The organism is Shewanella sp. W3-18-1 (assembly GCF_000015185.1).
Taxonomy (GTDB): Bacteria; Pseudomonadota; Gammaproteobacteria; order Enterobacterales; family Shewanellaceae; genus Shewanella; species Shewanella putrefaciens.
Genome location: NC_008750.1, coordinates 3928773 through 3941289, shown reverse-complemented (window position 1 = coordinate 3941289; position 12517 = coordinate 3928773). Strand labels below are relative to the sequence as shown.

The 12517-nt window shown below is 44.6% G+C and carries 17 protein-coding genes; 6 read left to right on the top strand and 11 right to left on the bottom strand.

Going from position 1 to position 12517, the window contains the following annotated elements:
* Nucleotides 1–104: 104 nt before the first annotated feature.
* The 11 genes from mgtE to SPUTW3181_RS17925 form a co-directional block, all read right to left on the bottom strand.
* Nucleotides 105–1469: a magnesium transporter gene (mgtE, locus tag SPUTW3181_RS17975; protein ID WP_011790713.1), complete on the bottom strand. Its 1365-nt coding sequence runs from the start codon at nt 1467–1469 to the stop codon at nt 105–107.
* Between the two features lie 212 nt (nt 1470–1681).
* Nucleotides 1682–1957, bottom strand: a complete 276-nt coding sequence (locus SPUTW3181_RS17970; protein ID WP_006083073.1) for an HPr family phosphocarrier protein — start codon at nt 1955–1957, stop codon at nt 1682–1684.
* Nucleotides 1944–2798 (bottom strand): RNase adapter RapZ, encoded by an 855-nt coding sequence (gene rapZ, locus SPUTW3181_RS17965; protein ID WP_011790712.1) that lies wholly within the window; start codon nt 2796–2798, stop codon nt 1944–1946. The genes SPUTW3181_RS17970 and rapZ overlap by 14 nt, the downstream gene beginning before the upstream one ends.
* Nucleotides 2795–3238 carry a PTS IIA-like nitrogen regulatory protein PtsN gene (ptsN, locus tag SPUTW3181_RS17960; protein ID WP_011790711.1) on the bottom strand — a complete coding sequence of 148 codons (444 nt, stop codon included), beginning with the start codon at nt 3236–3238 and terminating at the stop codon, nt 2795–2797. The genes rapZ and ptsN overlap by 4 nt, the downstream gene beginning before the upstream one ends.
* Before the next feature lie 2 nt (nt 3239–3240).
* On the bottom strand, nt 3241–3528 hold the full coding sequence (gene hpf, locus SPUTW3181_RS17955; RefSeq protein WP_011790710.1) for a ribosome hibernation promoting factor: 288 nt from the start codon (nt 3526–3528) through the stop codon (nt 3241–3243).
* A 28-nt stretch (nt 3529–3556) separates the two neighbouring features.
* Nucleotides 3557–5032: an RNA polymerase factor sigma-54 gene (locus SPUTW3181_RS17950; protein WP_011790709.1), complete on the bottom strand. Its 1476-nt coding sequence runs from the start codon at nt 5030–5032 to the stop codon at nt 3557–3559.
* 103 nt (nt 5033–5135) lie between these two features.
* Nucleotides 5136–5867 (bottom strand): LPS export ABC transporter ATP-binding protein, encoded by a 732-nt coding sequence (gene lptB / locus SPUTW3181_RS17945; RefSeq protein ID WP_011790708.1) that lies wholly within the window; start codon nt 5865–5867, stop codon nt 5136–5138.
* On the bottom strand, nt 5864–6418 hold the full coding sequence (lptA, locus tag SPUTW3181_RS17940; RefSeq protein WP_011790707.1) for a lipopolysaccharide transport periplasmic protein LptA: 555 nt from the start codon (nt 6416–6418) through the stop codon (nt 5864–5866). The genes lptB and lptA overlap by 4 nt, the downstream gene beginning before the upstream one ends.
* On the bottom strand, nt 6405–6965 hold the full coding sequence (lptC, locus tag SPUTW3181_RS17935) for an LPS export ABC transporter periplasmic protein LptC (protein WP_011790706.1): 561 nt from the start codon (nt 6963–6965) through the stop codon (nt 6405–6407). The genes lptA and lptC overlap by 14 nt, the downstream gene beginning before the upstream one ends.
* Complete coding sequence (gene kdsC / locus SPUTW3181_RS17930) at nt 6962–7513, bottom strand: 3-deoxy-manno-octulosonate-8-phosphatase KdsC (RefSeq protein WP_011790705.1); 552 nt, start codon at nt 7511–7513, stop codon at nt 6962–6964. Before kdsC ends, lptC begins: the two co-directional genes overlap by 4 nt.
* Nucleotides 7513–8490, bottom strand: coding sequence for a KpsF/GutQ family sugar-phosphate isomerase (locus tag SPUTW3181_RS17925; protein ID WP_011790704.1), 978 nt, complete (start codon nt 8488–8490; stop codon nt 7513–7515). The genes kdsC and SPUTW3181_RS17925 overlap by 1 nt, the downstream gene beginning before the upstream one ends.
* A 653-nt stretch (nt 8491–9143) precedes the next feature.
* On the opposite strand from SPUTW3181_RS17925, the gene mlaF reads away from it, so the two are divergent.
* Genes mlaF through SPUTW3181_RS17895 form a run of 6 tightly spaced genes read left to right on the top strand, consistent with a single transcriptional unit; the run spans nt 9144 to nt 12509 of the window.
* On the top strand, nt 9144–9962 hold the full coding sequence (mlaF, locus tag SPUTW3181_RS17920) for a phospholipid ABC transporter ATP-binding protein MlaF (protein ID WP_011790703.1): 819 nt from the start codon (nt 9144–9146) through the stop codon (nt 9960–9962).
* Nucleotides 9959–10744: a lipid asymmetry maintenance ABC transporter permease subunit MlaE gene (gene mlaE / locus SPUTW3181_RS17915; protein ID WP_011790702.1), complete on the top strand. Its 786-nt coding sequence runs from the start codon at nt 9959–9961 to the stop codon at nt 10742–10744. Before mlaF ends, mlaE begins: the two co-directional genes overlap by 4 nt.
* Nucleotides 10745–10800: 56 nt before the next feature.
* Nucleotides 10801–11274 (top strand): outer membrane lipid asymmetry maintenance protein MlaD, encoded by a 474-nt coding sequence (gene mlaD / locus SPUTW3181_RS17910; protein WP_011790701.1) that lies wholly within the window; start codon nt 10801–10803, stop codon nt 11272–11274.
* Between the two features lie 11 nt (nt 11275–11285).
* Nucleotides 11286–11951 carry a phospholipid-binding protein MlaC gene (locus tag SPUTW3181_RS17905; RefSeq protein WP_011790700.1) on the top strand — a complete coding sequence of 222 codons (666 nt, stop codon included), beginning with the start codon at nt 11286–11288 and terminating at the stop codon, nt 11949–11951.
* Nucleotides 11948–12232 (top strand): lipid asymmetry maintenance protein MlaB, encoded by a 285-nt coding sequence (locus tag SPUTW3181_RS17900; protein WP_011790699.1) that lies wholly within the window; start codon nt 11948–11950, stop codon nt 12230–12232. The genes SPUTW3181_RS17905 and SPUTW3181_RS17900 overlap by 4 nt, the downstream gene beginning before the upstream one ends.
* Nucleotides 12233–12251: 19 nt before the next feature.
* The gene (locus SPUTW3181_RS17895) at nt 12252–12509 is read left to right on the top strand and encodes a BolA family protein (protein WP_006086065.1); all 258 of its coding nucleotides are present in this window, start codon (nt 12252–12254) and stop codon (nt 12507–12509) included.
* Nucleotides 12510–12517 lie beyond the last annotated feature (8 nt).

The following is a 12517-nucleotide window of genomic DNA, read 5'->3' as shown; positions in this document are numbered from 1 at the left end:
CCAATCATAAAAATATGGCTGATATTAAAACGGCGCAATGAATCGCGCCGTTTTAATGTATTACCACCTTTCGATGGTATGACTATATGACATCCTCTTTTATGCTAATTCATTAAATAGAGGGTGGCTAAACCGAGAAAGGCGAAAAGCCCTGTTACATCTGTGACTGTGGTTAATACCATACCGCCAGCTAGCGCGGGATCGATTTTGAGTCGTTTTAATATTAGCGGAATGCTGGCACCCGCGAGCCCTGCGACTGTCATATTGATTAGCATTGCTCCCGCAATTAAGCTGGCGAGTGCGGTATCTCCTTTCCAAAGGGATACGGCAACAAAGACCAGTATTGACCATAGCAAGCCATTGAGAAATCCAATCGCCAATTCTTTACCAATAAGCCAGCGGGCATTGCTTTGGCCAATATGCCCAAGTGCTATAGCGCGAATGACTAAAACAAGGGTTTGATTACCCGCGACACCACCCATACTTGGAACTATGGTCATTAATATCGCAATAGTGGCAAATTTCTCGATAGTCCCTTCAAACATACTACTGACAGAGGCCGCAAGTAGGGCGGCAAACAAATTGATGGTCAACCAAAGTGAGCGACGAAAGGTACTTTTTAGCACTGGTGCAAAGGTATCTTCATCATCGTCCATGCCTGCCATTCCCATCATAGAATGTTCGGCATCTTCACGGATAACATCGACGACATCATCAATAGTGATCCGGCCGAGTAGTTTGTTATCGCTGTCCACAACGGGCGCGGATACCCAATCGTGACGCTCGAATAATTGGGCGACTTCACTGTCTGACATACCCACTGGAATGCTCTCAATGTCAGGATCCATAATATTACGGATAGGCGTGTTGGGATCGCAGGTGAGCAGATCGGCAAGTCTGACACCGCCGAGCACTTTATCCTGTTTATCGACCACATATAGGGTGTCAGTGGTATCGGGGAGGTTACCCCTTTGCCGCAGATAACGCAGTACAACATCGATATTAACGTCTGGCCTTAGGGTGACGGTATCTGTATTCATCAAGCTGCCAGCCGTCTCATCAGGATAGGACAGCGCTTGCTCCACTCGTTGACGATTTTGTAGGCTCATCGACTGTAATACTTGTTTATAAACCGTATCTGGTAGACTTCGCAGAATATAGGCGAGATCGTCCGTATCCATACTCGCAGTCGCCTTTGCAACTCGTTCTGGACTCATGGTGCTGATCAGCGGATCTTTCAACTCTTCACTCAGTTCGTCAAGAATCGCCCCTAATTGCTCCTGATCAATTAATTGCCATAGGACTTGCCTTGCCTTTGGTGGTGAAGATTCGAGGATTAAAGCGATATCCGATGCTGCCATATTCTGTAGCATTTGCCGCACATGGACAAACATACCGCTGCTAAGGGCTTTGCTGAGCTGGTCGAGGCGATGTCCGACTTGATGACTGTCTGAAGCTTCTACGGGCATTTGTCCTCCATAATATGGTGAGGGAAACGGATAATTAGCGACTATTTTCACTGAGTGTGAATATAGCCTAGTCAAGGTAATGGGTTTGATCAGCGGACGCAGGGGACATATTGTAATTGAGCGTCACAGGGAACGTCGAGTCACAAATGAGTGCCGATTGAGTATCAGTGAGCAGTACAACGGGAATAGGTTAAGTATAACTTTGCTTAAGATCAGCAGGCTTCGTCAAATTTAGCATCGATTAATGCGCAAATAGCATCAAGCGCGGGTTCTGCATCAGGGCCCTCTGCAATTAGCTTGATGGTTTTTCCCATACCTGTTTCAAGCATCAAAAGACCAAGCACACTTGCCGCTGAGGCTTGTTTATCGCCTTGTATTAACGTTATTGTTGCATCAAACTCAGAGGCCAGTACCACCAATTTTGTGGCGGCGCGTGCGTGTAAACCGAGCTTATTACAGATGGTAATCTGACGTTCAAGCTTTGGCATGATCTAGCTCTCGATGGCGTACATTGACCTTATGTTTACCATTACTAAATCGCTTCGCTAATTGTTCTGCCACATAAACCGATCTGTGCTGTCCACCTGTGCAACCAATCGCAATGGTTAAATAACTGCGATTATTACGCTCAAGGTGTGGTAACCAGGTTTCTAGTAAGTTTTCTATCTGCCAAATGAACTTGTTTACCAGGGGCTGGCGATTCAAAAACTCAGCTACAGGTTCGTCTAGGCCTGTTAATGGACGCAATGCTAACTCCCAATGGGGGTTAGGTAAAAAGCGCACATCGAACATAAAGTCGGCTTCTGTAGGCATGCCATTTTTAAAGCCAAAGGACTCAAAGTAGATGACTAATTCTTTATCAACGCTACCAAGAAGAATTTGTCTGACTTGATCGCTTAAATCATAGATATTTAAATTTGAAGTATCTATGTAGTGATCTACCAGTTTGGACATAGGTTCGAGCAGTTTTCCTTCAAGTTTAATGGCTTCTTGTAGGGATACTCGACTTTTAGATAACGGGTGCAGGCGGCGTGTTTCACTGTAGCGTTTAAGTAACACTTTATCGCTTGAATTGAGGAAGAAGCTGGTAATCTCCGTCCCTGCTGGCAGGTTAGAAAGTTGCTGAACCAGCACTTTATCTTGCTCTGGCATATTACGAACATCGACACTAATGGCGACAAGATCGTTACTGCCTTTGAGTTGCTCAAGCAAACTGCCTATTAGTGGCAAGGGAAGATTATCGACACAATAATAGCCGAGATCTTCAAGTACCCTAAGTGCGACAGATTTGCCTGAGCCAGAGCGGCCTGACACTATGACCAGTTTCATCCAGTGATTACCTGATAGAGTTCCGTTTCATCATGCGTCTTACGCAGTTGTTTTAATATTTGTTTATCACTTAGCTTTTCTGCCATGCACGACAGCGTGCTTAGGTGCTGTTGGCATTGATCCGCCGGCACAAGCAGTGCAAACAAAATATCAACAGGTTGCTTATCGATAGCGTCGAAAGCTATCGGTTCCTCACATTTTACGAGTATTGCAATGGGTTGTGTAATATCGGTTAATCGACCATGTGGAATGGCGATACCGTTACCTATACCTGTGCTCCCCATCTTTTCGCGCGCCACAAGGCTTTCGAAGATCTCTTGAGATGAGAGGGTGGGGTACTGGGCAGCGGCTAAGTCACTGATGAGTTCCAGTACCTTTTTTTTACTGCCCGGAGTGGCGCAGGTAGTGCACTCCGGCCTCAGTATGGTACAAAGTTCCATTATTAGTGTTTTGTTAACTTCTCTTTGTGTTTAATAACCTGACGATCAAGTTTATCGATCAGGACGTCTATGGCAGCATACATGTCAGTATGCTCTGAAGTTGCAAAAACTTCACCACCGGTGAGGTTGATTCGCGCTTCGGCAATCTGTTGCATTTTCTCAACATTGAGCACAACGTGCACATTATGGATCTGTTCGAAATGGCGTTCAAGTTTTGAAAATTTTTCCTCTACATATGCCCGTAACGATTCAGTAATCTCGATATGGTGTCCAATGAGCTTTATTTGCATAGAAACGTCCTCCGATATCCATAGTAGGCTATAAACTTTTACGCTGATTGGAAGGGGGAATAAGCATTGCTTCTCGATACTTCGCAATGGTTCTGCGCGCAACATTTATTCCCTGTTCTGCCAGAAGTTGTGCCATCTTGCTGTCGCTTAATGGTTTTTTCTGGTTTTCCGCGGCAACCAGTTTTTTAATAAAGGCTCTGATTGCTGTGGATGAGCACTCACCGCCATCGTCAGTCCCGACATGGCTTGAGAAGAAGTATTTTAGTTCAAAAAGTCCCTTAGGGGTATGCATGTATTTTTGAGTTGTGACCCGTGAGATGGTCGACTCATGCATTTCAACCGCTTCGGCTATATCGTTAAGTACCATAGGTTTCATGGCTTCTTCACCGTACTCAAAGAAGCCTTGTTGGTATTGAACGATACAATTGGCCACTTTGAGTAAGGTGTCGTTACGACTTTCTAAGCTCTTGATAAACCATTTGGCTTCCTGCAGATGGCCACGAATAAATTGGCTATCTGCTTGGCTTTTTGTGCTGCGAGCCATGGCGGCATATTGCTGGTTTACATTGATTTTGGGCATGCAATCTGGGTTGAGTTCTACCACCCAACGGCCATTTTTCTTCGATACCGACACATCTGGGATCACATATTCTTCATCTATCGGTGTGATCAACAAACCTGGGCGAGGGTTCAGCGTTTGTATCAGTGCGATACCATCCCGAAGTTCATCTTCCTTCAGTTTGGTTTTACGCATTAACAGCCTAAAATCGCGAGCAGCGATCAGATCTAAATGATCTTTGATCAACATGCGGGCATTTTCGAGATGTGGTGTGTCCGGCGAAAAATGGGATAGCTGGATCAGTAAACATTCGCTGAGATCTCTTGCTGCAACACCAACAGGATCAAAGTGTTGGATACGCTTAAGTACAGCTTCGACTTCGTCCAACTCAATCTCAGGGTTTCCCATCGCTTCGAGAATATCTTCAGTGCTTTGGGTGAGATAGCCCTGATCATCAATAGCATCAATAATGGCCGTGGCAATGGCAAGATCGGTTTCAGAGAAGGGGGTGAGGTTTTTTTGCCATTCTAAATGTTCATGTAGGCCCTCGCTGGTTTCCCCCTGAAAGGGCATGTCATCTTCTCTACTGCCACCCGAACCTGAGTTGGGTGAGGCGGTAAACACTTCATCCCAAGTGGTATCCATGGGAAGTTCATCTGGCATCGATTCTTTGGTCAAGGATTCTGCGGTATCAACAGTGGAGCTATCTTGTTCGGGTGGCAGTGGGCTTGATTCGCTGAAATCTGTGTCTGATAAATTCTGGTTGCGTTCTGTAGGTGCGTCAAATTGCTCATCTTCCAGCTCAAGAAGAGGATTAGAGTCTAAGGCTTGCTGGATCTCTTGTTGTAATTCCAATGACGAGAGCTGCAACAGACGAATCGCCTGTTGTAATTGTGGCGTCATGGTTAACTGTTGGCCCAGTTTGAGCTGGAGTGACGCTTTCATGTTACCGCTGATCCCTACGTTATTATTTTTGAATGAGGCCGTTTGTTATCAGTGAGTGGAGTCTAGTCGCAATAATTTTATGCTATGGACTCCGCTGGAGTAACTATAGCCTGAATTGTTCACCTAAGTACACAGCCCTAACTTGCTGATTGTCTAAGATCTCTGCAGGAGTTCCCTCGGCAATCAGGTTTCCGTGACTCACAATATAGGCATGTTCACATACGTCTAATGTTTCTCGGACATTGTGGTCTGTGATAAGTACGCCTAAGCCACGACTCTTAAGTTGTTCGATAATTTTTTTGATATCGATAACGGAAATCGGATCAACGCCCGCAAAAGGCTCATCGAGCAGAATAAACTTGGGATTGGCCGCGAGGGCGCGGGCAATTTCAACTCGGCGACGTTCACCGCCCGATAAGGACATCCCTTGGCTATCGCGAATATGGGTAATATGGAACTCTTCGAGTAGGTGCTCCAGTTCTTCTTCGCGTTCTTCGTCTTTTAGCTCTTTACGGGTTTGTAATACCGCCATGATATTGTCGTGAACGGTCAGCTTACGGAAGATACTGGCTTCTTGTGGTAAGTAACCAATTCCTTTGCGGGCGCGAAGATGCATAGGATCTGCTGTTAAATCATCATTGTCGATAAAAATATGGCCTTTATCGCTTTTTACTAACCCAACCACCATGTAAAAGGTCGTGGTTTTACCTGCACCATTTGGGCCTAGCAAACCAACAACTTGGCCAGTTTTGACTGTCAGACTGACGTCTTTAACCACTTGGCGGTTTTTGTAGCTCTTGGCGAGGTTTTGTGCTCTTAGGGTAATTTGGGTCATTGAGAGTCCTGCTCTTTCACAGGTTTATCTGCGGGTGTTTGGGGTTTGAGATCATCCTGATAGCTTTCGGGTTGAATAATGGTTATCACGCGGTCATCACCATTCCCTGTGCTTTCTGCGATCAGTTTTTGTTGAATGATGTTGTAACGAATGAGGTTACCTGTCACTTGACTACCCGCTTGATCGAGGGAGGCCGAACCTGTGAGTGTTAATGTTCTTGTTGCCATTTCATAGCGAATTTCTTTAGCACTAGCAGATGCAGGGCGACCGTCATCTAAGATTTGGGTGTAAGTCGCGGGGTTGCCTGTTGCCACTAAGATTTTACTGGTTTCACCATCGGCAGAAAATGCGCGCAGCTCTTGTGCATTGATTTTAATCGAACCTTGGGTGACTTCTACTGGGCCAAAGAAGATGATTTGGTTGTTTTTAATATCCGCCGTTTGGCTCACAGCCTTGATTTTCACTTCTTGCTGCAGATCTGCGACTTTTGCATAAGTGCTCATGCTCATTATCAGCATTAAGCTGGCAAGTAATATCTTATTTTGCTTCATAGGTTCCTACTACCTGACTGGTCAATTGGACTTCCTGCGCGTTCAGGTCCGCATAAAGGCCTTGCCCTTGGATATTAAAATCTTTCCCTGTGACGTAAATGATACGGTCAGAGGTCATTATCATAGTGTTTAGATCAAGTTCTAAAAAACTAGTCGATAAGGTTTGTATCGGCTCTTCTGGGCTGATGGCATCGATAATAACATTATTTTCTAATACAACCTTGCCTGTTTCTTTGTTGAGTTGTCCTTGATCCGCTCTGATCTGCCATTGTGCTTTACCTTGGTCAGGATAAACAAGGTATACAGGTTGAGTGAAATAGGTTTGGCTTTTTAGCTCATAGTGTTCCATGTGTTTGGCGGTGACACGGCTATTCACTTGACCTTGTTCATTGAATTCAATGCTACGCAGATCTTCAATAATGTAATCAGGACTATCTGGGTTATTCAAGCTGTTGTCTGTTTCGTTACCCCGCTTTTGTTGTACTTGCCAGTAGAGGATGAGGGCAGTACCAAAAAAGGCAATGATAGCGAGGGTCACACGACTCATATGCTCATCCCGTGGGCCGAAGTGAACTTATTTTGGCTTAACAGCAGTAAATCGGTTAATTCCCGTAGCGCGCCATGTCCACCGTTGAGGTTGGTGACAAAGTGTGCCTGTTGGCGGACATAGGGATGACCATCGGCGACACATACTGCTAAACCTACCGCGTTCATCACCGGAAGATCGACAATATCATCCCCGATGTAGGCCACTTCTTCTGGGATGACATTATAGTGTGATAGTAGGGCTTGATAAGGCTCGAATTTATTATCAACACCTTGATAAATATCTGTAATGCCTAGGGCAGTCATACGATTGGCAACAATCTTAGATTGGCGACCTGTAATAACTGCCATGTTAAAACCGCTGGTCAGTAGCGAGCGAACACCATAACCATCACGGGTATGAAATGCTTTAAGTTCTTCACCTGCATTACTTAAATAAATGCGCCCGTCAGAAAATACGCCATCAACATCACAGATAAGCAGTTTTATTTTTTGTGCTCTTTGCCAAACATCATCGCTGATAGGGCCGTAAAATCCTTGCTGTGGCATTAAATAACTCCTGCTTTAACCAAATCGAGCATATTAAGTGCTCCGATAGGATGGTGATCTTTGTTTATCACGATTAAACCATTAATATTTTTACTATCCATAACTTGTAGTGCTTGAGCCGCAAGTGCGCTATCGGTAATTGTGATGCAATTGCGAGTCATCACATTGGCAATTGGCGTTGTACGTAGATTCACTTCTGCATCAATCACTCGACGTAAATCGCCATCGGTGAAAATGCCCACTAATTTATGCTGCTCATCAATAACCGCTGTCATACCTAAGCCTTTTTTGGATATTTCATACAGGGCTTCGGTGATACAAATATCGTGATTGACAAGTGGTAACTCGTTACCGCTGTGCATAACATCGCGGACTCTTAGTAGTAATTTTCGGCCCAGTGCGCCACCTGGATGCGACATGGCAAAATCTTCGCGAGTAAAGCCTTTGGCTTGTAGTAGCGCAATAGCGATTGCATCACCCATCACGAGGGTTGCCGTTGTGCTGGAGGTGGGGGCAAGCCCAAGCGGGCAAGCCTCTTCTGGCACTTCTATACATAAATGGATTTTGGCCAGACGCGCCATCGTTGAATCGGGTTTACCTGTCATCGCAATCACGGGGATAGCTTTTCGTTGAATGACGGGCATTAAGGCCAAGATTTCACTGGATTCTCCCGAGTTTGATATTGCGAGAATAATATCATTGTCGGAGAGTACACCAAGGTCCCCATGGCTCGCTTCTCCGGGATGCACAAAAAATGCCGGAGTACCAGTGCTTGCCAGTGTCGCTGAAATCTTATTGCCGATATGGCCTGATTTACCCATTCCCATAACAATAACTTTGCCAGAGCAGTTAAGAATTAACTCGCAAGCCTGTACAAATTCAATAGAATCAACATATTGATAAAGATTATCGAGGGCTAACTTTTCAATGTCGATAACTTTGCTGCCCCATTGGCGCAATTGTGATTGGTCTACCATGTCTATCTCTCTTCTTGCATTGTCTTTGTCGCCCCATGGATGGGATTGGAATAGCACAATTTGGTACGCGATAAAGATGATAAATAAAAGGGCATCCTGCCAAGGTTATGTCGTTTTCTATGCTACTTTGTCATGGCCTTTATTTTTAGATTCGGTTTTGCGCCACGTTTGTCAATATTGCTCATTTTGCCTGTATGACGGCCATTTACCGTCCACCAAGGGTTAATCACTAGGCTAATGAAGCAGAATAGCGTGTTTAGTGCTTGAATGTCTTGAGCAATATCATCGTCTTTATCGTTTATTTTAATGGTTTTATGTGAGAGGGCAGCACGCTTGCTCGCTTTCTCTTTTAAATATGAGCAGTTAAGCTAGGGTTGTTTAACCGTCATTCTAACCTTGTGCAGTTATGATTTAGCAATCAATTAAAATAATTCGATCATTTAATTAACTCACCAGCGAACCCTGTGTAACAGTTTTCGCTGGAAATAAAAACTTAGCGCGCATTTTCGCTGGAAATAGGGCAAATTGAAAGTATCGCGGGGCGATAGTGTCGATTCTGTTGTAGGTTAAAGCGCAATTACGTACAATTTACGGCTCTTCGATTGGTCTGTCTAAAACTCAGATCACCTCTTTTTCAAATATCGGAATCAAGCATGACTCAAGAACAAACGCCGCTGGTTGAGATCCGTCATTTGGGGTTTAGCCGCGGACAGCGTGTCATATATGAAGATATTAGCTTGTCTATTCCTCGGGGCAAAGTGACTGCCATCATGGGGCCAAGCGGGATTGGTAAAACCACACTCTTAAAGTTAATCGGCGGGCAATTAACACCTACGCAGGGACAAGTGTTATTTGATGGGCATGATATCCATGCTGTGAGTCGAAATGAATTATTTGCCTTACGTAAACGCATGAGCATGTTGTTCCAAAGTGGTGCTTTATTCACGGATATAAATGTGTTCGATAATGTCGCCTTTGCACTGCGTGAGCACTCGGGATTACCTGAAGAGATTATTCGCACTATCGTGTTGATGAAACTTGAAGCCGTAGGTTTGCGTGGTGCGGCCCAGATGATGCCAAGCGAATTATCCGGCGGTATGCAGCGCCGTGCTGCATTAGCGCGCGCGATTGCCCTTGAGCCTGAAATGGTGATGTATGATGAACCCTTTGCGGGACAAGACCCTATCTCTATGGGGGTGTTAGTCAAGCTGATTCGCGAGTTATCGGATGCGTTGAACTTAACTTCGATTGTCGTATCCCATGATGTGGATGAAGTGCTTGGCATTGCCGATTACGTGTATGTGGTGGCCGATAAAAAAGTGATCGCCCATGGCACGCCAGAGGAATTAAAGTATGCCGATAATCCGCAGTTGAAACAGTTTATTCAAGGAGCGCCAGACGGTCCTGTGCCGTTTCATTATCCGGCAAATGATTACCAACAAGAATTAATGGCAAAAGGAGTTGGCAAGTGAAGTTATTAGACAGTATTGCCGACCTAGGCCGTAGCGCGATTGAGTTAGTGCTCGGTTTTGGCCGTGCAGGTCTTATGTTGTGGGGAGCGATTTTTCGCTGGCCACGGGTGCGTAAAGGGTTCCCATTATTAGTGCGCCAGATTTATGTCGTTGGTGTGCAATCTATGGTGATTATTGTTGTTTCAGGGCTCTTTATCGGCATGGTGCTCGCACTGCAAGGCTACAACATCTTAGTAGGCTTTGGCACTGAAGAAAGCCTAGGTCCTATGGTGGCATTGAGTTTATTGCGTGAGTTGGGGCCTGTTGTTACCGCGTTATTGTTTGCGGGACGGGCGGGTTCAGCATTAACCGCTGAAATCGGTTTAATGAAAAGCACTGAGCAGCTTTCCAGTTTAGAGATGATGGCTATCGATCCATTAAGACAAATTATTGCACCACGCTTTTGGGCTGGGGTGATCAGTATGCCATTATTGGCATTGATGTTTACCGCGGTCGGTATTTATGGCGGTCATCTTGTTGGCGTGGAATGGAAGGGGATCGACAGTGGTGCGTTTTGGTCGATTTTACAGGCATCAGTAGAATGGCAAAAAGACATACTTAATTGCCTGATCAAGAGTGGTGTATTTGCCGTAGTGGTCACTTGGATTGCGTTGTATCGTGGCTATCAAGTGATCCCAAATCCTGAGGGTATCAGCCGTGCAACAACGTCGACGGTAGTGCAGTCGAGTCTTGCCGTTCTGGCATTGGATTTTTTACTAACAGCCCTGATGTTTGGCAGCTAATGGATTATTGCGCCGTTAGACACAGTTTAGATGGATTAAGAGAGTGGTAACTGAGTATGTTGACACGAAAAATTGAATTGTTAGTGGGTGTATTTCTTTTAACCGGTTTAGCCGCCTTTTTGGTATTGGTGTTTAATGTCGCTAATATTGAAGTGAAAACCAGCGATAGCAGTTATACCTTAACGGCAAACTTTACCAATATTGGTGGCCTTAAAGTGCGTTCGCCTGTGAAAGTGGGCGGAGTGGTTGTTGGGCGAGTCAGTAGTATTGACCTTGATCCGGTTAAATTGGTTGCTGTCGTCACGATAGTTATGGATAAGCGTTACGATAAATTCCCAGAAACCAGTAGCTTAGCGATTCTCACTTCGGGTCTGTTAGGTGAGCAGTTTCTTGGTCTTACTCCAGGTTTTGTGGATGATGATATCGGCATGCTAAAAGATGGCGATAAAATTGATGATACTCGCTCTGCCTTAGTGTTAGAGGATCTGATTGGTCAGTTCCTATATAGTATGGGTTCAAAGGATAAATAGGGGTTACTACTATGTTTAAAAGCTTATCTCGCTTTTTACTGCCGTTAGTTATGGTCTTAGGTACAGCAAGTGCGCTTGCTTCTGATGCCTCGGTAAACACTAAAGATCCATATGCCATGGTAAAATCCGTTGCGAATAAAACCTTCGATCGTTTCCATAAAGATAAAGCATTGATCGATGCGAATACCGATCATCTGAAAGTCATCGTCCATGAAGAACTCATGCCCTACGTTGATTATAAATATGCCTCTTACAAGGTTTTAGGCCAGTACCTTAAAGATTCGACTGAAGATCAGCGTAATCGTTTTGTTGATGCTTTTGAGGGATATTTAGTTACCACCTATGCACAAGCATTTACTGAATATACGAATCAGAAAGTTGAATTTTCCCCCGGCATTGATTTCAGCAATGAGAAAATTGTCGACGTCAATGTGCAGATCATCGAGCCGGGACGTCCACCGATTAAACTGTTGTTTAAAGTGCGTCGTTTAAAGGATGATTCATGGAAGGCGTTTGATTTAGTCGCTGAAGGTGTGAGTTTACTGTCATCTAAACAATCTGAAATTTCTAATCTTATTCGTCAACAGGGGATTGATCCTGTCATTAAGATGCTAGAAGAACGGACTAAAGACAAAGTCACCAAACAAGCTAAATCATCTGGGAACTCAATGTCGTGATTGAATTTGTGCAGCAGGATACAGTTTGCCACCTCAAAGGACGTTTATCACAAACTCAAGTGATAGCCTTGTGGTCACAAAGACACAGCTTACTTAGCCCACAGACACAGGTGCTATCTTTGTCTGGGCTTGAATACAGTGATAGTGCTGGCGTAGCTTTTCTGCTGGCTTTAGTCAGTGAGCATAAAACCCCTCTCGCGCTGAGTTCCGCTTCGCAGCAACTTAAAAAATTAATTGATTTATATGATTTACAGTCCTTCTTCTCTGAAGAAGCGATTTGAATACAAGGTATTAGATTCTATGGAATGCAGCTTAATCGAACAGATTTTACGTGATGCGTTAGGGCTTGAAGAAGTTCACGCAAGCTCGGATGGTAGCCATTATAAAGTCATCGCCGTAGGTGAGTGCTTTGATGGTATGAGCCGAGTTAAACAGCAACAAGCCATTTATGCACCACTCACTGCACACATTGCCAGCGGTGAATTACATGCATTAACGATCAAAACTTTCACGCCGACTCAATGGAAACGCGAAAAAGTTTTCAACATGCCTAGCTAGTGAGGAAA

Excerpts from the sequence above, each read along its gene's own strand:
- mgtE (WP_011790713.1), bottom strand. The coding sequence starts at position 1,469 with ATGCCCGTAGAAGCTTCAGACAGTCATCAAGTCGGACATCGCCTCGAC.
- SPUTW3181_RS17970 (WP_006083073.1), bottom strand. The coding sequence starts at position 1,957 with ATGCCAAAGCTTGAACGTCAGATTACCATCTGTAATAAGCTCGGTTTA.
- rapZ (WP_011790712.1), bottom strand. The coding sequence starts at position 2,798 with ATGAAACTGGTCATAGTGTCAGGCCGCTCTGGCTCAGGCAAATCTGTC.
- ptsN (WP_011790711.1), bottom strand. The coding sequence starts at position 3,238 with ATGGAACTTTGTACCATACTGAGGCCGGAGTGCACTACCTGCGCCACT.
- hpf (WP_011790710.1), bottom strand. The coding sequence starts at position 3,528 with ATGCAAATAAAGCTCATTGGACACCATATCGAGATTACTGAATCGTTA.
- SPUTW3181_RS17950 (WP_011790709.1), bottom strand. The coding sequence starts at position 5,032 with ATGAAAGCGTCACTCCAGCTCAAACTGGGCCAACAGTTAACCATGACG.
- lptB (WP_011790708.1), bottom strand. The coding sequence starts at position 5,867 with ATGACCCAAATTACCCTAAGAGCACAAAACCTCGCCAAGAGCTACAAA.
- lptA (WP_011790707.1), bottom strand. The coding sequence starts at position 6,418 with ATGAAGCAAAATAAGATATTACTTGCCAGCTTAATGCTGATAATGAGC.
- lptC (WP_011790706.1), bottom strand. The coding sequence starts at position 6,965 with ATGAGTCGTGTGACCCTCGCTATCATTGCCTTTTTTGGTACTGCCCTC.
- kdsC (WP_011790705.1), bottom strand. The coding sequence starts at position 7,513 with ATGCCACAGCAAGGATTTTACGGCCCTATCAGCGATGATGTTTGGCAA.
- SPUTW3181_RS17925 (WP_011790704.1), bottom strand. The coding sequence starts at position 8,490 with ATGGTAGACCAATCACAATTGCGCCAATGGGGCAGCAAAGTTATCGAC.
- mlaF (WP_011790703.1), top strand. The coding sequence starts at position 9,144 with ATGACTCAAGAACAAACGCCGCTGGTTGAGATCCGTCATTTGGGGTTT.
- mlaD (WP_011790701.1), top strand. The coding sequence starts at position 10,801 with ATGTTGACACGAAAAATTGAATTGTTAGTGGGTGTATTTCTTTTAACC.
- SPUTW3181_RS17905 (WP_011790700.1), top strand. The coding sequence starts at position 11,286 with ATGTTTAAAAGCTTATCTCGCTTTTTACTGCCGTTAGTTATGGTCTTA.
- SPUTW3181_RS17895 (WP_006086065.1), top strand. The coding sequence starts at position 12,252 with ATGGAATGCAGCTTAATCGAACAGATTTTACGTGATGCGTTAGGGCTT.